19 protein-coding genes are annotated in these 20,799 nt (G+C 65.7%); 7 read left to right on the forward strand and 12 right to left on the reverse strand.

Annotated elements, in window-relative coordinates:
• Positions 1-121 precede the first annotated feature (121 nt).
• The 3 genes from ACM9HJ_RS13205 to ACM9HJ_RS13215 all read right to left on the reverse strand — a co-directional run bounded on the left by ACM9HJ_RS13205 (position 122) and on the right by ACM9HJ_RS13215 (position 3,051).
• The gene (locus ACM9HJ_RS13205; protein ID WP_416572198.1) at positions 122-1,129 is read right to left on the reverse strand and encodes a septal ring lytic transglycosylase RlpA family protein; all 1,008 of its coding nucleotides are present in this window, start codon (positions 1,127-1,129) and stop codon (positions 122-124) included.
• 66 nt (positions 1,130-1,195) lie between these two features.
• Positions 1,196-2,191: a lytic murein transglycosylase gene (locus tag ACM9HJ_RS13210; protein ID WP_416572199.1), complete on the reverse strand. Its 996-nt coding sequence runs from the start codon at positions 2,189-2,191 to the stop codon at positions 1,196-1,198.
• Positions 2,192-2,256: 65 nt separating this feature from the next.
• Positions 2,257-3,051: a YdcF family protein gene (locus ACM9HJ_RS13215; protein ID WP_416572200.1), complete on the reverse strand. Its 795-nt coding sequence runs from the start codon at positions 3,049-3,051 to the stop codon at positions 2,257-2,259.
• Between the two features lie 272 nt (positions 3,052-3,323).
• Between ACM9HJ_RS13215 and ACM9HJ_RS13220 the strand changes: the two genes are divergently transcribed.
• Positions 3,324-4,658, forward strand: coding sequence for a putative bifunctional diguanylate cyclase/phosphodiesterase (locus ACM9HJ_RS13220; protein ID WP_416572201.1), 1,335 nt, complete (start codon positions 3,324-3,326; stop codon positions 4,656-4,658).
• Between the two features lie 115 nt (positions 4,659-4,773).
• Here ACM9HJ_RS13220 and ACM9HJ_RS13225 read toward each other — a convergent pair whose 3' ends face one another.
• The 3 genes from ACM9HJ_RS13225 to ACM9HJ_RS13235 all read right to left on the reverse strand — a co-directional run bounded on the left by ACM9HJ_RS13225 (position 4,774) and on the right by ACM9HJ_RS13235 (position 8,612).
• Positions 4,774-5,238 (reverse strand): DNA polymerase III subunit chi, encoded by a 465-nt coding sequence (locus ACM9HJ_RS13225; protein WP_416572202.1) that lies wholly within the window; start codon positions 5,236-5,238, stop codon positions 4,774-4,776.
• Between the two features lie 61 nt (positions 5,239-5,299).
• Positions 5,300-7,738, reverse strand: a complete 2,439-nt coding sequence (locus ACM9HJ_RS13230) for a beta-galactosidase (protein WP_416572203.1) — start codon at positions 7,736-7,738, stop codon at positions 5,300-5,302.
• Between the two features lie 109 nt (positions 7,739-7,847).
• Positions 7,848-8,612, reverse strand: coding sequence for a phytanoyl-CoA dioxygenase family protein (locus ACM9HJ_RS13235; protein WP_416572204.1), 765 nt, complete (start codon positions 8,610-8,612; stop codon positions 7,848-7,850).
• A 105-nt stretch (positions 8,613-8,717) separates the two neighbouring features.
• Here ACM9HJ_RS13235 and ACM9HJ_RS13240 point away from each other — a divergent pair, with 105 nt between their 5' ends.
• Positions 8,718-9,617, forward strand: a complete 900-nt coding sequence (locus ACM9HJ_RS13240) for a LysR substrate-binding domain-containing protein (protein ID WP_416572205.1) — start codon at positions 8,718-8,720, stop codon at positions 9,615-9,617.
• Between the two features lie 89 nt (positions 9,618-9,706).
• Positions 9,707-10,525 (forward strand): sugar phosphate isomerase/epimerase family protein, encoded by an 819-nt coding sequence (locus ACM9HJ_RS13245; protein WP_416572206.1) that lies wholly within the window; start codon positions 9,707-9,709, stop codon positions 10,523-10,525.
• A 45-nt stretch (positions 10,526-10,570) separates the two neighbouring features.
• Here the strand turns inward: ACM9HJ_RS13245 and ACM9HJ_RS13250 are convergent, their stop codons facing one another.
• From ACM9HJ_RS13250 to ACM9HJ_RS13260, 3 genes are all read right to left on the reverse strand, one after another.
• Positions 10,571-11,002: an OsmC family protein gene (locus ACM9HJ_RS13250; RefSeq protein ID WP_416572207.1), complete on the reverse strand. Its 432-nt coding sequence runs from the start codon at positions 11,000-11,002 to the stop codon at positions 10,571-10,573.
• A 133-nt stretch (positions 11,003-11,135) separates the two neighbouring features.
• Positions 11,136-13,331 carry an excinuclease ABC subunit UvrB gene (gene uvrB / locus ACM9HJ_RS13255; protein WP_416572248.1) on the reverse strand — a complete coding sequence of 732 codons (2,196 nt, stop codon included), beginning with the start codon at positions 13,329-13,331 and terminating at the stop codon, positions 11,136-11,138.
• Between the two features lie 115 nt (positions 13,332-13,446).
• Positions 13,447-13,701: a hypothetical protein gene (locus tag ACM9HJ_RS13260; RefSeq protein ID WP_416572208.1), complete on the reverse strand. Its 255-nt coding sequence runs from the start codon at positions 13,699-13,701 to the stop codon at positions 13,447-13,449.
• Between the two features lie 162 nt (positions 13,702-13,863).
• On the opposite strand from ACM9HJ_RS13260, the gene ACM9HJ_RS13265 reads away from it, so the two are divergent.
• Positions 13,864-14,322 carry a hypothetical protein gene (locus ACM9HJ_RS13265; RefSeq protein ID WP_416572209.1) on the forward strand — a complete coding sequence of 153 codons (459 nt, stop codon included), beginning with the start codon at positions 13,864-13,866 and terminating at the stop codon, positions 14,320-14,322.
• Here the strand turns inward: ACM9HJ_RS13265 and ACM9HJ_RS13270 are convergent, their stop codons facing one another.
• Genes ACM9HJ_RS13270 through ACM9HJ_RS13280 form a run of 3 tightly spaced genes read right to left on the reverse strand, consistent with a single transcriptional unit; the run spans position 14,323 to position 16,948 of the window.
• The gene (locus ACM9HJ_RS13270) at positions 14,323-15,915 is read right to left on the reverse strand and encodes an NTP transferase domain-containing protein (RefSeq protein ID WP_416572210.1); all 1,593 of its coding nucleotides are present in this window, start codon (positions 15,913-15,915) and stop codon (positions 14,323-14,325) included.
• The gene (locus ACM9HJ_RS13275; protein WP_416572211.1) at positions 15,915-16,625 is read right to left on the reverse strand and encodes an XdhC family protein; all 711 of its coding nucleotides are present in this window, start codon (positions 16,623-16,625) and stop codon (positions 15,915-15,917) included. Before ACM9HJ_RS13275 ends, ACM9HJ_RS13270 begins: the two co-directional genes overlap by 1 nt.
• Positions 16,622-16,948, reverse strand: coding sequence for an XdhC family protein (locus ACM9HJ_RS13280; RefSeq protein ID WP_416572212.1), 327 nt, complete (start codon positions 16,946-16,948; stop codon positions 16,622-16,624). The genes ACM9HJ_RS13275 and ACM9HJ_RS13280 overlap by 4 nt, the downstream gene beginning before the upstream one ends.
• 241 nt (positions 16,949-17,189) lie before the next feature.
• Between ACM9HJ_RS13280 and ACM9HJ_RS13285 the strand changes: the two genes are divergently transcribed.
• Genes ACM9HJ_RS13285 through ACM9HJ_RS13295 form a run of 3 tightly spaced genes read left to right on the forward strand, consistent with a single transcriptional unit; the run spans position 17,190 to position 20,765 of the window.
• Positions 17,190-18,152, forward strand: a complete 963-nt coding sequence (locus ACM9HJ_RS13285; protein WP_416572213.1) for a TAXI family TRAP transporter solute-binding subunit — start codon at positions 17,190-17,192, stop codon at positions 18,150-18,152.
• A gap of 55 nt (positions 18,153-18,207) precedes the next feature.
• Positions 18,208-20,370: a TRAP transporter permease gene (locus ACM9HJ_RS13290; RefSeq protein WP_416572214.1), complete on the forward strand. Its 2,163-nt coding sequence runs from the start codon at positions 18,208-18,210 to the stop codon at positions 20,368-20,370.
• Positions 20,370-20,765: a DUF1850 domain-containing protein gene (locus ACM9HJ_RS13295; protein WP_416572215.1), complete on the forward strand. Its 396-nt coding sequence runs from the start codon at positions 20,370-20,372 to the stop codon at positions 20,763-20,765. The genes ACM9HJ_RS13290 and ACM9HJ_RS13295 overlap by 1 nt, the downstream gene beginning before the upstream one ends.
• Positions 20,766-20,799: the final 34 nt, after the last annotated feature.

The following is a 20,799-nucleotide window of genomic DNA, read 5'->3' on the forward strand; positions in this document are numbered from 1 at the left end:
GACAGGCCCCCGCCGACAGTGGGACGGGCGGGGTGGACCTGTCCAGCCCCGCACGCCACCGCGACATTGTGCAACATCATGCGACATGAACCGGCCCCGTGTCGCACAGGGGCTGGTCCCATCAATCGACGATGATGCGCGCCTCCGACGTGCCGGCCTGCAGCACCTGGGCCAGCACCTGGTCGGCGCGTTCGACCTGATCGAACGGGCCGACGCGGACGCGGAAATATTGCTGGCCGTTGACCATGGCGTTCGACAGGTTGGTCGGCGCAATGGAATTCAGCTTGGCCCGCAGACGGTTGGCATTGTCGTAATTGGCGAAGGCGCCGGCCTGGATATAGATCTTGCCGGGCTTGGCGGGCAGTGCCTGTTGCTGCACCACGGGGGCCGGCATGAAGCGGCCATCCTCCGTCGTCGTCCCGGCCAGGCTGGTGGGGGCGGCGATGGTGCGCGACGGGGCGGGCGTGGCCTGTGGCTGCTTGGGCGGAATGGCGCTGCCGGGGGCAGCCTTGGTGCCGGCGGGCGGGGCCAGCGGCGTGGATTCCACCGTCACGCTGGGGCGCGGGGCGGCCTGGGGCAGCGGCCCGCCATCGGGCGACAGGCCGGACACCTGCATGCCGGCATTCATGGCCGCCGCCGCGATGGCGCGGCTTTCCTCGGCCAGCACCTCGACCCGCACCTTGGCCGTGCCCTGCTGGTCGAAGCCCAGCAACTGCGCACCCTTGCGAGACATATCGATGATGCGGCCCGATACGAAGGGACCGCGATCATTGATGCGGACGACGATGGACTTGCCGTTTTCCAGGTTGGTGACCCGCACCAGGCTGGGCATGGGCAGCGTCTGGTGCGCCGCCGTCAGTTCCATCTCGTTGTAATCTTCGCCATTGGCGGTGACCTTGGCGTGGAAGCCCGGGCCGTACCAGCTGGCGATGCCCGTCTCGTTATATCCGTAATCGACGCGCGGATAATACCAGACGCCGTCGATCTGATAGGGATTGCCGACCTTGTAGCTGCCGCCCGGCGTGGCTTGGGGCTGCACCGGTGCCGGTGCAGGTGCGGCGGCTTGCTTTGGCGGCGGGGGCGATGAACAGCCGGCCAGCCCCGCGATGGAGAAGCCCAGGACCGCCATTTTTACAAGATTTGCCCGCGCCATACTTTTCCACCCCAACCAATTGTGGCCGCAGCCTACATCAACTCATTTACCGGAGCCAATATGGTCGGCAAGGATTCCGACCGCGGTTGCGAAATAGGTGGACCGGTTCCAGTCCATGATCGTCCGGTAATTGCCATAGACCAGGAAAGCCTTGCCCTTCGGCCCGTCCGGCATCACCAGCCAGGCATCCAGGGCGGCCTTGGGTAGTGCCTTGCCATCGGCATTGCGCACTCCGCGCTTGGTCCAGACCGACAAAGGCTGCCCCGGCTTGTCCAGACCGGCCCAGCCCACCGAATCAGCGCCCTTGGGCAGGCGCACGGCGCGGCCCCAGGTCTGGTCGGTTTTCCAGCCCACGGTGGCGAGGTAGTTGGCGGCCGAGGCGAAGACATCGGCATGGGTGGTCCAGATATCCCGTTTGCCGTCCCCGTCACCATCCTGGGCGAATTTGAAGAAGCTGGAGGGCATGAACTGGCACTGGCCCATGGCGCCGGCCCAGGAACCCATCATGCGGTCGGGCGCCACATGGCCCTCATCCAGAATGCGCAGCGCCTTCAGCAGTTCGCCGCGGAAAAACGCGCTGCGCCGGCCGTCATAGGCCAGGGTGGCCAGGGCGTCGACCACCTTGAACCCGCCCATATTGCCGCCGAAATCCGTCTCCATGCCCCAGAGCGCCACGATGAAGCGGGCCGGCACGCCGTATTTCTTCGACATCTGGGCCAGCAGCGCCTTGTGCGTCACCATCCGTTCGCGCGCCTTCTTTATGCGCAGCTTGGTGACGCTGCGCGACAGATAGGTGTCGAAGGTGATGGTGCGTTCCGGCTGCTTGCCGTCCAGGTCCAGGATGCGCTGGATGGGGATGATGCCGGTCAGGGCCACGTCGGCCGTGCCGGGCCGGATGCCCTCGCGCAGCGCCTCCAGCCGCAGGTCGGTCAGCCATTGCTGGAAATCGGGTGCCGCCTGGACGGCGGGAACGAACAGGGAGACCAGCAGGGCAGCTACCGGCAGCAGACGGCGGGTCCGCGTCGTTTTCATCATCATCTTGGGCCCTCCCGCCATAACTGTCCCCATGGGTTGTGGCATGGGCAGGCGGGAATGGGCAAGTGTCAGGGCGGGGGTAGTACCGCCGGGATACGACCGGAGAGGCGATAGGCAAGAAGCCCCCGCCATTCATGGGCGGCATTTTCCATCCGCTCCAGATTTTCCGCCAGGTTCAGGCCGAAACGGTCCGCCTCCACCCGGTTGGCGTTGTAGCTGACGGGCCAGGCGATGAACGCCGTTTCCGGCAGCACCGTGCGGAACACGCCCATGGACCGGGGCATGTGTGCCGCCGATGTCACCAGCAGCCAGCGTTCGCCCTTGCCGATCAGCGGCGCGCTGCTCACCGCATTCTCCCAGGTGTTGCGCGATGTTTCCTCCAGCGTGATGCGGCCGGTATCCACGCCCCAATCGGCCAGCAGGGCCAGCACGAAGGGCGCCTCCCGGTCGTCCGGGGTACGCGGATCGCCGCTGCCGCCGGTGAAGACCATGCGCGCTTGCGGAAAGCGCCGCATCAGGCCGGGCAACACGGTCAGCCGTTCCGCCTCCCGGTTCAGTTGCGGGGTGCCATGTTCCTTCGACCCGACGGGCATCAGCGCTCCGCCCAGCACGATGATCCCATCCACCTGCCCCAGCGATTCCACATCCGGCGCCGGGAACCGCTGCTCCAGCGGCAGCAGCACCCAGGTGGAAAGGGGTGTGGCGGCGATCAGGGCCAATCCCAGGGCACCGGCCATCAGCAGCCCCCGGCCCCAGCGCCGCCGCCCGCAAGCAAGCAACAGCAGCCCGGCCAACAGCAACAGCAGCAGCAGGTTTCCCGGCGATGTCACAGCGGCGAACAGCTTGCCCAGGCCAAATCCCATGCCACCCTACCCCTTCGAAACCCGCGGAAACCAGCGCTTCCGCCGGTAGTGCGCAGAGTGGCAGAAAATAACCAGGTGCTCCATTGATGCGTTCCATCGCCCCTGGGGATGTGCAATGATATTACCCGGTCGTCGTGATGCGACGACGCGGGCGGCATCGAACCGCATGGCGTTTGCCAAGTTCTGGGGACGGGGTGACATGAGCTTTGTGACGATGTTCTCGCCCCCCGGCCTTGCGCCAACCTGACCCGGTACCACGGAACCTGGCCGTCGTGACCTTGTCCAAGACCCTGACCCCGCTGGCGGCAGCCACCGATTACACCTCCCGCGACGCGGTGACGGGTGTGTCGGAGATGCGGCCCTTCGTGACCCGGGTCAACGAGATCATGGAACAGCATGGCGGCAGCCTGATCGCCGGTCTGCTGGTCGTGGAATTCGACCGGTTGCCGCAGCTGTTCCGCGTCCATGGCCAAGGCGCGCTGGATCTGGCCATGGCCACGCTGGTCAATCGGCTGACACCGGTCTGCGGGGCCAACGACCTGATCTGTCGATTCGCCCAGACCCAGTTCGCCATCTTCCTTCCTGGCCTGGATCATGCCGGCAAGGCGCTGTTCGCAGCGTCCGCCATCGCCAATTCGATGGGCGAGCCGATCCATATCGAGGGCCAGCAGCTTTTCATCTCCGCCAAGATCGGCATCGCCGTATCGCCCAACGACGCCACGGATGGCGATGCCCTGATCCGCAATGCCTGCGTGGCGCTGGAACAGGCGGTGAAGTCGGGCACGGCCAATTACCTGCATTTCACCCGCTCCATGCGGGACGAGCTGAAGGAACGGCTGGATCTGGAGGATGAGCTGCGGGCCGCCATCCGCGACAACCAGCTGGTCCTGCATTACCAGCCCAAGGTCGCGATCCAGGGCGGGGAGCCGGTGGGTGGGGAAGCGCTGCTGCGCTGGCGCCATCCGGTGCGCGGCATGGTCCCGCCCGGCGTATTCATCCCGACCGCGGAGGATACGGGCCTGATCGTCCCCATCGGGGAATGGGTGCTGCGCAACGCCATCAAGCAGATCCGCGAATGGCTGGATGCCGGCCTGCCGCCCATCCAGATCGCCGTGAACGTGTCGGAACGGCAGTTCCGCTGGGGCCATCTGCCGGCCCTGATCGACGTGCTGCTGGCCGAAAGCGGCATCCCGCCGCATCTTTTGCAGCTGGAGATCACGGAAACCATCCTGCCCGACGATCTGGAAGGCGCGCTGCAGCAGATGCGGTGGATCGCCGACCGGGGCGTGGCCCTGGCGCTGGACGATTTCGGCACCGGCTATTCCTCCCTCTCCTACCTGCGTGAACTGCCGCTGGACTGCCTGAAGGTGGACCGCAAGTTCGTGATGGATATGGAGCGCGACCAGAGCACGCGGCATATCGTGGAAGCCATCGTGGCCATGGCCCAGGCCATGGACCTGAAGGTGGTGGCCGAAGGTATCGAAACCCCGGCGCAGTGGGACATCCTGAAGCGTCTGGGCGTGGAGGAAGGCCAGGGCTACCTGTTCGCCCGCCCCATGCCGGCCGAAGGCTTCGCGGAATTCATCCGCCACGCGACGCCGACGTAATATTTTCGTTCCCTCAGGCGCCGGGCGGGTGCATCCGCACCCTTGGCTCACGCCGCACGTGCGGCGGGCCGGCGGTCGCCGGCCTTGTTTCAGTCATTTTTGATGACCATTGGCGTCACGCCTTCTTCTCCCACCCGCCGCGTTCATTCTGCTGCCAATAGGTGAGATCGTCGCCCGCCGCCTTGGCCACGCGCCAGCGGTCGCGGGCGGCGGCGACGGCTTCCGGGTCATTGCCATCGAACAGGTCGCAGATCAGTTCCACACCCGACAGCCCCTGCCCGTCCACCCCGTCGGTCAGGAACAGCACATGGGCACCGTTGGGCGCCTTTTCCGGCATACCTTCGGCCGCCGGATGGATCAGTACCGGCTGATGCTCGGCATTTCCATCCTTGGCCGTGCCGTGCGGCAGGAAACTGTCCTTGCCGTAGGTCCAAAGATACTGGTTCAGCATTTCGGCGCGTTCGGTGCTGCCGGTCATCACCAGCGCCCGCCAGCCGCGTTCCAGCGACTTTTCCAGCAGGCCCGGCAGGGTTTGTTCCAGCGTCTTGCGCGTCAGGTGATAGAAACGCCGCTCCGTCATCAACCGATCCCGCCAATGTTCCCGCCCGTTGCTGTAGCATAATGGGCGGGAACGGCCGATCCTATTTCTCGATCTCCACCGACAGCCTGTATTCCGGCACCAGCCGCGCACCCTTCAGCACGGCCACCTGCCCGCCCGCTTCCTGCACCGGCTTCCATTCCTGCTGGATATAAATCGGTGCATCGGCGCGCAGCGGCATCACGGTCAGGGTCAGCGGTTCCTTGATTTCCGCCGCGAAGCGCTTCAGGGCGATGCGCCAGGCGGGACCGTTGAAATAATGGTCGTCGATCAGGCGGGTGCCGGCAAACAGCCGGCCGACATCACCCTGGTAATCCAGTTCCAGCCAGCTGTCGGCCACGCCCTGCAGCGTGTCGCCTGGGATCTTGATGGTCCAGGCGGCAGAGCGGCCATAGGCTTCCGGGGCCGGCTGCATCGCGGCCTTGGCCGGGCCGCCGATGCGGATGGGCGGGGCCTTGCCCGCATCGCGCAGCTTTTCCACCGTCACCGGCAGCACGGGCCGGGCCGGCACCGACCGTTCATAGGCGGTGAACAGCCCGTCCGCCTTGCCGCCCGACCCGATGGCGGGCAGCGTGGCGTAGCGGAAGACATTGCCATCACGGCTGCGCATGTCGAAGCCGCCGGCCGATTGGTACAGGTCGGTATCGCTGATCACCGCCACGTCGCGCCCGCCACGATGCAGCAGGGTCAGGTTTTCCGCCTGGGCTTCGGTCAGGATCAGCAGGCGCTTGGCGTTGCCATTGGCGGTGAAGCCGACCACGGCCCCCATCCCCGGCTCCAGACCGGTGACGATGCTGCGCCCGTCCTTCTGTTCGACCTTGGCACCCGCCGCCTGTACATTGGCGGCACCGGTCAGCGCCAGTTCCACGGGCACGCCGGGTTCGGCCTGCATTATATGGGTTTCCACCCCATCCACGACGATCCGGGTCACCGGCTGCGCCGTGGCATAGGCCAGCTTCGCCCCACCCAGATCCATGTTCACCGGCCAGACGAAATGCGATCCGGCCGGGATGGTGACGGGGGTCTGGGGGAAGCTGACGCGCCCGCCGGGCAGATCGATGGCGAAGCGCACATCGGTGGCCGGCTGCATCCTGTATTGCCGCACATGGGAACTGAAAAACAGGAAGCCGGCATCACCGGCACTGCGGAACGACCAGCGCGGGGTGGCCAGATCGTCCAGCGCCTTGGGCAGCACCGTTGGTGCCTGCGGCACCATGGGCGCCAGCTGGTCGCCATAGGACGCAGCGAACAGATGGAAAGGCCGCACCCGGCGCAGCACGGGCCGCATGTCGCCATACTGGCCGATGGGCGCCTGGAAATCGTAGCCGATGATCGGCGTGTCATTATGGCCGTGGATGGCCGTGTTCTCTTCCAGCGTGGTCCGGCCCAGCGGGTTGCTGCCGCCATGGAACATGTAATAGCCGAACAGGTTGACGCCCGACCCGATCTGCACCGGCAGCATGGCAGAGATATCGGCCGGATCGATCACCGCCCGGCGGCGATACATGGCAGGCACGCCACCACCATATTCGGCGCCCAGGAACGGCGTGTGCGGGATGTCGGGATCGGCGTCGCCCTGGCGCGTGGCGGTCGTCTGGGCGCCCAGATTGCCGCTGACCCGGCTGTCGAAGCGGAACGCATAGGTCTCCTTGGGCGGCAGGATTTCCGGGCTGGCCTTCCAGGGTTCGTCCGGATATCCGCCGAACACCGGCACCACCTGCCCGCTGGGATAGACGGTCTGATCCCAGCCCGTGACGGTATAGAGCGGCACGTCGAACCCGGCGGCCAGCGCCAGCTGCTTCAGGCTGGCGATATGCTCGCGCCCCTGGCCCGGCCCCGTCAGGTTATATTCATTCTCCAGCTGCACGCCGATGACAGGCCCGCCATCCTTCCACAACAGGCCCTTCACCTGGGCCGCGATCTGCCGGTAATAACGGTCGACGAAGCGCAGATACTGCGGATCATTACCGCGCGTCGGCATGGCATCCACCACCCAGTCGGGAATGCCGCCATAGCGCACCTCCGCATGCGACCAGGGGCCGATGCGCACCACCAGCTTCAGCCCATGCTTGGCGCACAGTTCGGCGAAGCGGCGCAGGTTGCGGTCACCATCCCAGGTGAAGGTGCCCGCAACCTCCTCATGATGGTTCCAGATGATGTAGCTGGCGACGATATCGATGCCCGCCGCCTTCATCTTGGCCAGCTGTTCATCCCAGCCATCGGCAGGAAAGCGGCTGTAATGGAACTCGCCCATGATCGGCAGCCAGGGCTTGCCATCCAGGGTCAGGTAGCGGTTGTTGATGGCGATGGTGCCGCCCTTGGGGCTGACGCCCTGGCCCATCTTCAGATAACCGGTCTCCAGCGCCGGCGCCGGCCTTGTGGCATCCACGGTCAGCAGCGTCTCCGCCCCCACGATGCCGGTACCACCCATCAGGGCCGCCAGCAAAAGGGCCGTGGCCGTCCGGCCCCGTTCAACGCGCATTCCAACCTCCCCAAGACATGATCTTATGCTTGGGGAGCATTATTATACGATAAATATGATGCATGAAACCTGTTCGTGCCCCCCGGGCGTCAAGCCGGGGGGCATTTCATCAGGCGAACGTCACCTGCTTGCCATTGCGCAGCACGGGGATGGCGTTGCGGCGCAACTGCTTGGTGCCGGGATTCAGGATCACTTCCGGGCTGTACTGAGCCAGATAGACACGGCGCATGCGGTCGGTGCGGTTGGCCCCCGTGGCGTGCAGCAGCAGGGACGAGAAGGCGACGATGGAGCCGGCCGGCACCTCCACCACCACGCCTTCCTCATCCCCGCTCCAGCCCACCAGGTCGTTGGTGCCGGGCTGGCGCACATGCGGGACGATGCCCTCACGCGTGGCCGGTGCCTGGCTGAAGGGCAGGACGCGGACGGTGCCATTCTCGATGGTGGTGTCGTCCAGGGTGCACCAGCAGGTCAGGTACGGCTTATGGTCCGGCGGACCACCATTGCCCACGACATAGCCGCTGTCCTGATGCCAGCTGAAGGACATGCCGCCACCGGCCCCCTTCACCACATACTGGTCATAGAAGAAATAGGCATCGTCGCCGATGGTGGCGCGGCAGACATCGGCCATCACGTCGGAGAACAGCATCTCCCGCAATTCCGGCTGCACCCGCTGGCATTCGCCGGCGAAATAGCGGTTGCCGCGATGGGTGATGCCGTCGACATCGACGCCGAGCGCGTCCAGGCGCGCATCCTCACGCTCCACCATGCGGCCGCACTGGGCGCGCAGAATGTCGAGCAATTCGCCCTCCAGCACGCGTTCGAACACGGCATAGCCTTCACGCTGGAACTGTTCACGCTGCGCTTCGTATTTCATCTTTTCCTCCCGGCATCGGCTGGTGTTGCAACCATTCTGCCGCCGGACAAGCCATCGTATCCAATCGAATTGCATCAGGACTTCATTCATGAATACTATGTCCCCATGCGGATGCGACAGGTCGAGGCGTTCAGGGCGGTGATGATGAGCGGCGGGGTGACCGCCGCTTCCTCAATGCTGAACATCTCCCAGCCATCCGTCAGCCGGCTGATCGCCGATCTGGAATATGCCGTGGGCTTCACCCTGTTCGAACGGCGTGGCGGCCGGGTCCATCCCACGCCGCAGGCCGAAACCCTGTTCGAGGCGGTGCAGCGTTCCTTCACCGGCCTGGATTTGCTGTCGCAGGCGGCACGGCGCATCCGCGCCCATCCCGTGGGCACGGTGCGCATCGCGTGTCTGTCGGCCATCGCCACCTCGGTCCTGCCGCCCGTGCTGACACGATTCCGCGCCAGCCATCCGGATGTGAAGGTGACGGTGGAGGCGCTGGGGCAGCGGGCCATCGAGGATAGGGTGTTCCTGGGCCAAGCCGATCTGGGTATCGGCGTGGCGGCAGCCCCGCGCGACGGCATCCGCACCGATCCCCTGATCCGCGCCGATTATGTCTGCGCCCTGCCCGCTGGGCACCGGCTGGCGGACCATGATGTCCTGCAGGTGAAGGATCTGGCGGGGGAACAGTTCATCGGCCCCATGCATGAGGCCGACGCCCTGTGGAACGGCATCGACGCCGCACTTGCCGCCCATGGGGTGGTGGTGGAACGGTTGCTGGAATGCCAGCAGTCGCTGCCGATCTATGCCTATGTCGAGGCCGGACTGGGCCTGGCCATTGTCGAGCCTTTCACCGCCCGGCTGTTTCGCCGGCTGGGCGTGGTGGTGCGGCCCATCAATCCTGCCATCGGCTTCGACTTCACCCTGATCGAACCCGATATCGGCCCCACCCCGCCCCCCGTCGCCTGGCTGCACGCAGCGGTGCGGGACGAGGCGCAGACCTGTCTGGGCGGGTCATAGCATCCGCGCATGAACCGTTGAGTGATTGCGATTGGACGGGGCGGGTGTGAATGGCGGAAAGCAGGGAGACCGCCACACCGGAGTGTCCCATGCCCCGCCTGCTGATCCTGCAATCCGTCTGGGGCCTGGACAAGTGCCCCGGCTTCGATGTCTGGAACGATCTGGAAGCGGCGCTGCAGGCCGTGGTCGACGCCGGGTTCGACGGGGCCGGCACCAATCTGGTGCGCAAGGAACGCACCGCCATCACCTCGCGCTTCATGAATGAACGCGGCCTGCCCTGGGAGGCGCAGGTGCTGGCCCGTGATGCGGACGAGCTGGCACGGTTCGCTGATGAGGCCGCCGCCCTGTCCGCCCACCATCTGAACGTCCAGATCGCCGGCCCGCTGGACCGGGTGGCCGATGCGGTCCGGCTGGTGGAAGAGATGGAGTGGGTGCGCGAACAGGCGGGCCTGCCCATCTTCTATGAAACGCACCGGGCACGCCTGACCCAGGACCTGCCCTTCTTCCTGCGCCTGTTGGACGCAATGCCCGATCTGCCGCTGACGGCCGATCTTTGCCATTATGTCGTGGCCGGGGAATGGGACCTGCCCATCGACGGGGCCAAGCATGCGGCCATCGACCGCGTGCTGCGCCGAGCCCGGGCCTTCCATGGCCGCGTCGCCACGGCGCATCAGGTGCAGGCACCCATCGGCGGACACCATCAGCCCTGGCTGGACCTGTTCCTGGGCTGGTGGCGGCAGGGGTTCGACCATTGGCGGGCGAGTGCGCAGCACGGTGACACGCTGAGCTTCATGGTCGAACTGGGCCCCCCGCCCTATGCCGTGACCGACAGCCAGGGGCGGGAACTGACCGACCGGTGGGAAGAAGCCAAGCGCCTGAAGGACATGGTGCGGGCGCTGTGGGCCTGACTGCCGGCGTGAAGGGGGACTGCTCTGCCCCCTCCAGCCCTGCGTTCACCCCAGCGAGGCGTTCAGGCGGATCTCGGCATTCAGCACCTTGGAAACCGGACACATGGACTTGGCCTGGGCGGCGATCTCCTGGAACTTGTCGGCGCTGATGCCCGGTATCTTGGCTACCAGGGTCAGTTCCACGGCCGCGATCTTCCAGCCGCCGCCCTCGCTCTCCATGATCAGGACGGCACCGGTCTTCAGCTCATCCGGCGGGAAATTGGCGGCGGTCAGCAGAAAGGACAACTGCATGGAGAAACAACCGGCATGGGCCGCGGCGATCAGCTCCTCCGGATTGGTGCCCTTGCCGTCGCCGAAACGGGCCACGAAGCTGTAGGGCACGCTGGACAGCGTGGCACTCTGCGTCGTCAGGGTACCGGAACCATCCTTGCCGGTGCCGTTCCACACGGCGTTGGCGGTGCGCTTGATCTGGGCCATGTCGCTTCTCCCTCTGGGAATTGGTTTGGGCGGCGAAGCGTAGCACCAGTCGGTGACAAACCGCAGGGGGCCTGCAGGCCAATTTTGCGGAATTCAACCAAGATTGCGGGGAACGCCCCCCGTCAGGGGCGGATCACCGTCGCCGCTTGGTGTTCTTCCCCCCGAACTCGATGCCGCCAACCTCCAACCCGCCATCCTTGGTCTTGGCCGCCCCTTTGGTGCGCCCGCCCTTCTCCGGCTTCTTGGCTGGCATGCGCGATTTCTCCCCCTGGGCGGAGGCACGGATGGGCGAGGCACCGGGCGCTAAGCCCAGTTCAATGGCCTCCAGCCGCCTGATCTCGTCGCGGATGCGGCCCGCCTCCTCGAATTCCAGGTCGGCCGCCGCCGCGCGCATCTTCTTTTCCAGCTCGGCGATGATGGTCTTGATGTCCTTGCCGGCCAGCCCGATGCCTTCGGCCGCCCCGGTATCCACCTCCACCCGGTCGCCACGCTCGTACACGCTGCCCAGGATGTCGGCGATGTTCTTCTTCACCGATTCAGGCGTGATGCCGTGGGCAGCGTTATATTCCAGTTGCTTGGCCCGGCGCCGCGCCGTCTCCTCCAATGCCGCCTTCATGCTGTTGGTTTCGCGGTCGGCATAAAGGATGGCGCGACCTTCGACATTGCGCGCCGCACGGCCGATGGTCTGGATCAGGCTGGTGCGCGAGCGCAGATAGCCTTCCTTGTCGGCATCCAGAATGGCCACCAGCCCGCATTCGGGGATGTCCAACCCTTCGCGCAGCAGGTTGATGCCGATCAGCACGTCGAACACGCCCAGGCGCAGATCGCGGATAATCTCAATACGTTCAAGGGTTTCGACGTCGGAATGGATGTAGCGGACCTTGATCCCCGCTTCCATCATATATTCCGTCAGCGCCTCCGCCATCTTCTTGGTCAGGGTGGTGACCAGCACGCGCAGGCCCTTGGCCGTAACCTCGCGTACCTCCGCCATCACATCATCCACCTGGGTGTCGGTGGGGCGGATGATGACCTGCGGATCGACCAGACCGGTGGGCCGCACTACCTGTTCGGTGAAGACGCCGCCGGTCCGCTCCATCTCCCAATCGCCGGGCGTGGCGGAGACGAAGACCGATTGCGGGCGCATCGCGTCCCATTCCTCGAACTTCAGCGGGCGGTTGTCGGCGCAGGATGGCAGGCGGAAGCCATATTCCGACAGGGTCGATTTGCGCATGAAGTCGCCCCGGTACATGCCGCCGACCTGCGGCACCATCACATGGCTTTCATCCACCATCAGCAATGCGTCGGACGGCAGATATTCAAACAGGGTCGGCGGCGGCTCCCCCGGATTGCGGCCGGACAGGTAGCGGGAATAATTCTCGATGCCGGCACAGGACCCGGTGGCCACCATCATCTCGATATCGAAGGTGGTGCGCTGCTCCAGTCGCTGTGCCTCCAGCAATTTTCCTTGTGGAACAAGCTCTTCCAGCCGCAGCTTCAACTCGCGCTTGATCTGTTCCACCGCCTGGAACAGGGTCGGCTTGGGCGTCACATAGTGGCTGTTGGCATAGATGCGCACCTCCTTCATGGAGGTCAGCTTTTCGCCGGTCAGCGGGTCGATCTCATGTATCGCTTCAAGTTCGTCGCCGAACAGCGACAGGCGCCAGGCCCGGTCCTCAAGATGCGCCGGGAACAGTTCCACCGTGTCGCCACGCACGCGGAACGACCCGCGCCCGAAGCCGACATCGGTGCGCCGGTACTGGAGTTCAACCAATCTCTGAAGAAACGCCTGGCGTTGCAGGCTCTGCCCCACTTTCAGGGGGATGGTCATCTCCGAATAGGTCTCCACCGATCCGATACCGTAGATGCAGGAGACCGAGGCGACGATGATGCAGTCCTTGCGCTCCAGCAGGGCGCGGGTGGCCGCGTGGCGCATGCGGTCGATCTGTTCGTTGATCGAGCTTTCCTTCTCGATATAGGTATCGGTCCGGGGCACATAGGCCTCGGGCTGATAGTAATCGTAGTAGGAAACAAAATACTCTACGGCGTTGTTTGGAAAGAAACTTTTCATCTCGCCATAGAGCTGTGCCGCAAGCGTCTTGTTAGGCGCCAGGATCAGGGTCGGGCGCTGCACCTTCTGGATGACATGGGCCATGGTGAAGGTCTTGCCCGACCCGGTGACGCCCAGCAGCACCTGGTCCTTTTCCCCGCGCAGCAGCCCGTCGGTCAGTTCCTCGATGGCGCGCGGCTGGTCGCCCGCCGGAATGTAATCCGACACGACGGTCAGCGGTTCGATGAACGGCCTTTCCTCCACCTTCACGCGCCAGGGCATGGCGGCTTCCAGGGCGGACAGGGCGGCGGCATGGGCGGAGATCTGGGTCATGGGCCTAATCTATGCCGGACCGGGCCGTTCGGAAAGGGGGGATGATCCGTTTTTGTTCCCTTTTTCAGCGCTGGTCACTGCCTTCCAGCAGCTGGCGCCCATCCCAGGGGCTCAGCATCAGCTGGAAATCATCGTCGGAACCTTCGACATGGTGAACCAGGATGGTGGCCGCGTGGAAATCCAGTTCCGTTTCCACCGACAGGGCCAGCTGATCCAGGTCCGGATTGCGGGTGCGCAGCTGGTTGACCAGCCGCACCAGCCGCACCAGGGACGCCGCCAGGTCGTCGGGCAGGCGGGATATGTCGGGATAGGAGACCATGGGCGCATTATACGCTGTTCACCGGCGGCGGCGACCCGTGGCCGACGGCTCTTCCAGGTAGGTCTTCGCAAATTCACTGGACCAAATGCCCATCGCGCCTATAACGAATATTCTATATCCGTCCGGCAGGGTGCCGGGATGGTGTTGGGGGAGTTCGCTCGGGTGTCTCAGGCGCTTCAAACAGTTGCCAAGCTGGCGCGCGCGGCGGAGAAGGGTCTGCCCATCGGTCCGGGTGCCGTGCGCATGGATGAAGCCGGCGAACTCAGCGTCGCCAGCCCGACCACCGCGTCGCGCCACCATTTCTTCCTGGACGGGCTGATGTTCCATGTCAGCCTGACGCCGCAGGATGATGACACGCTGTTCCAGATCTGGGCCGAGGTGGGGTACATGCCCTTCACCATCGAATCGCCCGAAAAGCGGGTGCGCCTGTCCAAGATACTACGCGCAGCGGCCGTGAACCTGTCCGCCGCCCGGTTCGTGGTGGATGAGAAGCAGATGATCATGGTGCTGGGCCAGGCCAGCGTGCCCGGCCATGTCACCCTGCCCGATCTGGTGTACGAGATCGTGCAGTTCGTGCAGGAAGCACGGCCCTATCTGAAGGTGCTGGGCCAGTACTTGTAATTAGAGAGCGGCCAAAGCTTCCGGCGTATCCACGTCCAGCAGCACGCCCGCATCCTCCACCGCCACCTCGCACACCACACCCTTGTGCTGCGCGATCAGGGACTTCGCCCCCGCATCGCCGGTGAGCGCCATCATCTCCGCGATATAGGCCCGGTCCCACAGCACGGGATTGCCGCGTTGCCCACCACAGGTGGGAACGATGATCCCGCGACCGTCGGTGGGGCTGAATGCGGCGACCAGCCGGTCGATGATGCCGGCGGTAACGCGCGGCATGTCACCCAGCAGCACGATCACCCCGTCCACATCCTCGGGCAGGGCCGCCAGCCCGGCCTTCAACGTGGCCGACAGCCCGTCGCCATGGTCGAGCGCATGGGCGAAATCCAAGCCAAGACCGTCCAGGGCCGCCCGCACGTCACCCGCCTGATGGCCCGTGGCCACGGTGACGCCGGCCAGTTGCGCCGCCAGGGCGGCATCGGCCACATGGCGCACCAGCGGCTTGCCCTGCCAGACATGCAGCAGCTTGTTACCCCCGCCCATGCGCCGGCCGAAGCCACCGGCCAGCACCAGCCCGGCGATACGCGGGGCGCGTGGCAAGCTGGTGGCGAGCGCCCGCGGCATGGGCCGGCCGGAGATTTCCGCCAGCAGCCCGCCCACGCCCATACCCATCAGCGTGCCGGCATCGACAGGCAGGCCGGCGCCCAGGCGCTGCAGCACCCAATCCACCCCGTTCAGCTTCGGCGACCGTGCGCAGCCCGGCAGGCCCAGCACGGGCCGCCCGTCCAGTTCGCCCAGCAGCAGCAGGTTGCCAGGATCGACAGGCATGCCAACATGCAGAACGCACCCGCCCGCCGCCTCGATCGCCGCCGGCACCACGTCGCGCCGGTCGGTGATGGCCGAGGCGCCGATGACCAGCACGATATCGCCGTCAGCCGCCCGCAAGGCCGCCGCCAGCGGTTCCACCGCATGCGGCACCCGAACCTCCCCCGCCAGATTGCCGCCGATACCGGCCAAGCGCTCCGTCGTGACCGCCACACTCTTGTCCAGCACGTTCGGCTTGGTGCCCGGCAGGATCGTCTGGATCAGCCCGGCCGACAGGCCCGCCCAGGGGGAAAGCGAAATCGGGCCGGTACCGGCCAGCATCCATTCCAGGTTCGAAATGATGCCCTCGGCCACGGCAAACGGGATGATCTTGATGGTGGCGATCATCTGGCCCTTCAGCACCGGCGTGAAGGGCGGCAGGGTGGCGATGGTCACCGCCTCATGCACGCGGTTCAGCGCATGGATGGTCGATGCCTCGACCAGGGCCAGCCCATCGGCCGCCGCGAACAGGTTGACCCGGCCGGTATAGGCGGCGCTGACGATCAGGTTCGGTCCCGCCAACCGGGCGGCGACGCGCGATGCCGCCGCATCTTCCCCCACATCGCCTTCGTCCAGACGGGCCACAGTGATCGTTTCGATACCGGACCGGGCAAGGGCGGCGATGTCGTCGGCACCAAGGACGCGACCCTTGGCGAAGCGCCCACCTTCATGGTGGACGCCATGGGCCAGGATGGCGCCTGCCGCATCCGCCACCGCAACGGGACCGAAGCGCATTATTCCGCCTTCCATTTCGGCCCGCGCAGGGCCAGGACGATGTCGGCCAGGATGGACAGCGCGATTTCCGCCGGCGTCACCGCCCCGATATCCAGACCCACCGGGCCATGGATGCGGGCCAATTGCGCCGTATCCACCCCTTGCCTGCCCAGCCGTTCCCGCCGCGCCGCCGCGTTGCGGCGCCCGCCCAGGGCACCGATATAGAAGGCATCGCTGGCCAATGCCGCCGTCAGGGCCGGGTCATCGAACTTGGGATCATGGCTCAACACCACCACCGCCGTGCACGCATCCGGCCGCAGGGCGGTGATCGCCTCATCCGGCCATTCGGTGACCAGGACCGTGTCAGGGAACCGTTCCGGCGTGGCAAAGGCCGCGCGCGGGTCGATCACCGTCACGTCAAACCCCGCCATCCTCGCCGCCGGCACCAGGGCCTGGGCCAGATGCACGGCACCGACGATCAGCAGCCGGTTGGGCGGCGGGAACACATTGATGAAGAAGCGGCCTTCATAGAATTCCACGATGCCGCGCCGATCCTGGCGGATGGCGTCCAGCACCTGGGGCAGGAACTCCTCCTCCAGCCCCACCTCCCCCTGCTGGCGGCCATCGGCATCGACCAGGGTCTGCAGGCCCGATCCCAGGTCGGTGACCAGCGCCACGGGGCGGCGGTCGGTCAGCGCCTTGCGCAGGGCATCGAACAGCCGGGCTTTCATTGCACGGGCTCCACATAAACCTCCAGCTTGCCGCCGCAGGCCAAGCCGACCTCCCAGGCCATCTCGTTGCTGATGCCGAAGGACAGGAACCGTGCTTCCCCATCCGCCAGCACCTTCGCTGCCTCCAGCGCCACCGCCCCTTCGACACAGCCGCCGGAGACCGACCCGGCCATGGCACCAGCGGCCGATACGGCCATCAGGCTACCTACCGGCCGGGGTGCTGATCCCCAGGTGGCGATGACATGGGCCAAAGCCACTGCCACGCCACCCTCGCGCCAGCGGGCGGCCTGGGCCAGGATGGCTTCGTTATCGTCTGGTCTCATGCGGATCGGGGTCCTGAGGGGTCAAGGATCAACAGATGGGGTGGCGGGCGACAATTGTCACGCCCCACCCTGCCGCACCGCACCCTGCCATGAAACGGCGACAAAAGGAAAACCCGCCCTGATGCATGGTTGCGCGACGGCGTGATTTTCTGAAAGATCGGCCATTAACCATGAGGGGCCATGGACAGCCCCCAACGCCCGACCATGGGCGGCAACAATATCGGGAGGGTGGGATATGCAGATGCTGAACCGGCGTCAATTCAGTCTTCTGGGTCTGGGCGCCACGGCGGCCATGGGCGGGGCGCTGCCGTCCCTGGCACAGGCGCCGCGCTTCATCACCATCCTGACCGGCGGCACCAGCGGCGTCTATTACCCGCTGGGCGTGGCCCTGTCGCAAATCTATGGCAAGGCCATGCCCGACACCAAATTCTCCGTCCAGGCGACCAAGGCGTCGGCGGAGAATTTGAACCTGCTGCAGGCGGGCCGGGGCGAACTGGCCTTCACCCAGACCGACACGCTGGTCCAGGCCGTGCGCGGCGATGCGGAAGTGGGGTTCGCCACGCCGCTGAACAAGCTGCGCACCCTGGCGGTGATCTATCCAAACTATATCCAGATCGTGGCGTCGAAGGCGTCGGGCATCAAGAGCCTGGCCGACCTGAAGGGCAAGCGCGTGTCGGTGGGGGCGCCCAAGTCCGGTACGGAACTGAACGCGCGCGCCGTGGTCAAGGCCGCCGGCCTGACCTACGCCGATTTCGCCAAGGTCGAGTATCTGCCCTTCGCCGAAAGTGTGGATCTGATGAAGAACCAGCAGTTGGACGCCACGCTGCAATCGGCAGGGTTGGGCGTGGCATCGTTGCGCGATCTGGCCAGTTCCATCGACATCACGGTGGTGCCGGTGCCGGCCGAAACCGTGACCCGCATCGGGGAAACCGTCTATCGTTCGGCCGTGATCCCGGCCAACACTTACAATGGCCAGACGGCGGATGTGCCCACGGTGATCACCGGCAACGCGCTGGCCACCCATGATGGCTTGCCGGACGAGGCGGCGTATCAGCTGACCAAGCTGATGTTCGAGAATCTGGCGGCGATGCAGTCGGCCCATGCGGCGGCCAAGCAGATCGCCCTGTCCAAGGACGCGGCCACGGAATTCGCACCGCTGCATCCGGGGGCGAAGCGTTTCTACAAGGAGAAGGGGTTGTTGTGAGGCATTGCCCGTAGGTCAGGTCGAGCGAAGCGAGCCCTGACAACGACGGTGCACAATGTCAGGGCTCGCTTCGCTCGACCTGACCTACGGCAACGAGAATTTCGCTGCACGACAAGGCCCCTTCATGACCAACGTCCAGACCCCCGCCATCGACGAGGAAGCCGTCCGCCGTGCGGTGGAGAAGGATGATCCGACATCGGCGATCGCCCGGCTGCGCGCCGGGGACCGCAAGATCATCTTCCTGATCGGCATCGGTTTCGCCCTGTTCCAGCTCTGGACCGCCACCTTCAACCCGCTGTCCAGCCTGGTGGTGCGGTCGGTCCATGTCGGGTTCCTGCTGCTGATGGCGTTCCTGCTGATCGGGGCGCGGGACGGGATGAAGCGGGACCGGGTGCCCTATTACGATTGGGCGCTGGGCGCGCTGGCCTTCCTGCTGGGGCTTTATCACTGGGTGTTCGAACATGACCTGATCATCCGGTCGGGCACGCCGACGGATCTGGACCTGTGGGTCGGGGCGCTGAACACGCTGCTGGTGGGCGAAGCCGCACGGCGCATCATGGGCTGGAGCCTGCCGGTGATGTGCCTGATCTTCGTGCCCTATGCGATGTTCGGGCCCTATCTGCCCGACTTTCTGGCCCATCGCGGGTATGAACTGGACCAGGTGATCGAGCAGCTGCATTTCTCCACCGAGGGCATTTACGGCACGCCGACCTTCGTCTCATCCACCTTCATCTTCCTGTTCATCCTGTTCGGAGCGTTCCTGGAGAAGGCCGGCGTGATCCAGCTGTTCAACGACCTGTCCATGGCGCTGGTCGGCCGGCGGCTGGGTGGGGCGGCCAAGGTGGCGGTGGTGTCGTCGGGCTTCATGGGCATGGTCAACGGGTCGGGCGTGGCCAATGTGCTGACCACGGGGCAGTTCACCATCCCGATGATGAAGCGCTTCGGCTACAGCGCGAAATTCGCCGGTGCGCTGGAGGCGACGGCCAGCATGGGCGGGCAGATCATGCCGCCGGTGATGGGGGCTGCCGCCTTCATCATGGCCGAAACCCTGGGCATTTCGTATCTGGAAGTATGCAAGGCCGCCGCCATCCCCGCCATCCTCTATTTCGTGTCCGCCTATTGGATGGCGCATCTGGAGGCGGCCAGGGCCGGCCTGCGCGGGTTGCCGGAAAGCGAATGCCCGAAACTGCTGCCCTCGCTGCGCCGGGGCTGGCATCTGCTGCTGCCGCTGGTGGCGCTGGTCACGCTGCTGCTGTCGGGCCGCACGCCCTTGTTCGCGGGCGTGGTCGGCATTGCCGGCACCGTGGTGCTGATGATCGGGCTGCTGCTGGTGGCGCAATTGGGCGGGATGGCGCTGCGCGTGGCCTTCTGGGTGGGGCTTGGCCTGGGCGCCTGGGGCCTGACAGAGGCGGGGTTGCGTACCGAACAGATGGCCATGGTGATCATCGCCCTGCTGGCCATTCCCTGTTTCATGTTCAAGTCGGGCCGCGACCTGCTGGTGGCGCTGACCGAAGCGCTGGCCGACGGGGCGCGGGCGGCGGTGGCGGTGGGCGTGGCCTGCGCCCTGGTCGGCATCCTGATCGGCATGCTGACCCTGACCGGGCTGGCGTCCGATCTGGCCGGGATCATCGTCAACCTGTCGGGCGGCAATCTGCTGCTGGCCCTGGTGCTGACCATGATCGCCTGCATCATCCTGGGCACCGGCCTGCCGACCACGGCCAATTACATCATCACCGCCTCCATCGCCGCACCGGCGCTGCAGCAGCTGGGCGTGCCGCTGATCGTCAGCCATATGTTCTGCTTCTATTTCGGCATCATGGCCGACCTGACCCCGCCGGTGGCGCTTGCCGCATTGGCCGCCTCGCCCATCGCACGGGCCGGGCATATGGAGATTGCCTGGCTGGCCACCCGCATCGGCGTGGCGGGTTATCTGGTGCCGTTCATGGCGGTGTTCGATCCGGCTTTGATGCTGCAATCAGGTGATTGGCTGGACACGGTCTATATGGTGATCAAGGCGCTGGTCGGTATCGGCATGCTGGGCATCGTCACCATCGGCCATTACCGCACGAAGCTGAAACTGTGGGAAATGGCCTGGGGCTTCATCGCCGCCGTGCTGCTGATCCTGGCCATGCCCTGGACGGATGAGGCGGGCTTCGCCCTGTCCGCGCTGTTCCTGGGCCGGCAGATCCTGCGCAGTCACAAGCTGGCCGCCGCCTGATGCCGGCCGCCACGGTCCTGGCCCTCTGCCTGACCCTGGGCGACCGGCCGCCGGTGCGGGTACCGGCGGACCATTTCACCCTGTCCTGGACCCATTCCATCGAGAAGGTGGATTGGCGGGAGGAGTTCCGCGTGACCGACAAGGGGCTGGTCCTGGAACGATCGCTGGTCAAGGGCAGCGGCGTGGGCATGGAACCCGGTCCCGATGCCAAACTGGTCGATGGCTGGTGGGTCAGCCGTCCGGGGAGCAGGCTGCAGGACCTGACCCTGGCCGCCAGCCGCTTTACGGGTGACCACACGCTCTGTGTTGGCGACCGATGTGCCGCTTTGCATGACTGGCTGGGCACGACGGATGAGGGGCCGGTACGGATGGCCGCATGCCCGCCCCCCAGTTAATAACGGTTTGCAAAGCGAAGGGGGGCATCCTAAG

This window comes from Niveispirillum sp. KHB5.9, from assembly GCF_048066115.1.
Lineage (GTDB): Bacteria > Pseudomonadota > Alphaproteobacteria > Azospirillales > Azospirillaceae > Niveispirillum.

Coding starts and splice junctions, on each gene's coding strand:
- ACM9HJ_RS13295 (WP_416572215.1), top strand. CDS start 20,370: ATGCCGGCCGCCACGGTCCTGGCCCTCTGCCTGACCCTGGGCGACCGG.
- ACM9HJ_RS13205 (WP_416572198.1), bottom strand. CDS start 1,129: ATGGCGGTCCTGGGCTTCTCCATCGCGGGGCTGGCCGGCTGTTCATCG.
- ACM9HJ_RS13240 (WP_416572205.1), top strand. CDS start 8,718: ATGCGGATGCGACAGGTCGAGGCGTTCAGGGCGGTGATGATGAGCGGC.
- ACM9HJ_RS13245 (WP_416572206.1), top strand. CDS start 9,707: ATGCCCCGCCTGCTGATCCTGCAATCCGTCTGGGGCCTGGACAAGTGC.
- ACM9HJ_RS13275 (WP_416572211.1), bottom strand. CDS start 16,625: ATGAAAGCCCGGCTGTTCGATGCCCTGCGCAAGGCGCTGACCGACCGC.
- ACM9HJ_RS13270 (WP_416572210.1), bottom strand. CDS start 15,915: ATGCGCTTCGGTCCCGTTGCGGTGGCGGATGCGGCAGGCGCCATCCTG.
- ACM9HJ_RS13280 (WP_416572212.1), bottom strand. CDS start 16,948: ATGAGACCAGACGATAACGAAGCCATCCTGGCCCAGGCCGCCCGCTGG.
- ACM9HJ_RS13235 (WP_416572204.1), bottom strand. CDS start 8,612: ATGAAATACGAAGCGCAGCGTGAACAGTTCCAGCGTGAAGGCTATGCC.
- uvrB (WP_416572248.1), bottom strand. CDS start 13,331: ATGCCCTGGCGCGTGAAGGTGGAGGAAAGGCCGTTCATCGAACCGCTG.
- ACM9HJ_RS13260 (WP_416572208.1), bottom strand. CDS start 13,701: ATGGTCTCCTATCCCGACATATCCCGCCTGCCCGACGACCTGGCGGCG.
- ACM9HJ_RS13250 (WP_416572207.1), bottom strand. CDS start 11,002: ATGGCCCAGATCAAGCGCACCGCCAACGCCGTGTGGAACGGCACCGGC.
- ACM9HJ_RS13290 (WP_416572214.1), top strand. CDS start 18,208: ATGTCAGGGCTCGCTTCGCTCGACCTGACCTACGGCAACGAGAATTTC.
- ACM9HJ_RS13230 (WP_416572203.1), bottom strand. CDS start 7,738: ATGCGCGTTGAACGGGGCCGGACGGCCACGGCCCTTTTGCTGGCGGCC.
- ACM9HJ_RS13225 (WP_416572202.1), bottom strand. CDS start 5,238: ATGACGGAGCGGCGTTTCTATCACCTGACGCGCAAGACGCTGGAACAA.
- ACM9HJ_RS13215 (WP_416572200.1), bottom strand. CDS start 3,051: ATGGGATTTGGCCTGGGCAAGCTGTTCGCCGCTGTGACATCGCCGGGA.
- ACM9HJ_RS13285 (WP_416572213.1), top strand. CDS start 17,190: ATGCTGAACCGGCGTCAATTCAGTCTTCTGGGTCTGGGCGCCACGGCG.
- ACM9HJ_RS13210 (WP_416572199.1), bottom strand. CDS start 2,191: ATGATGATGAAAACGACGCGGACCCGCCGTCTGCTGCCGGTAGCTGCC.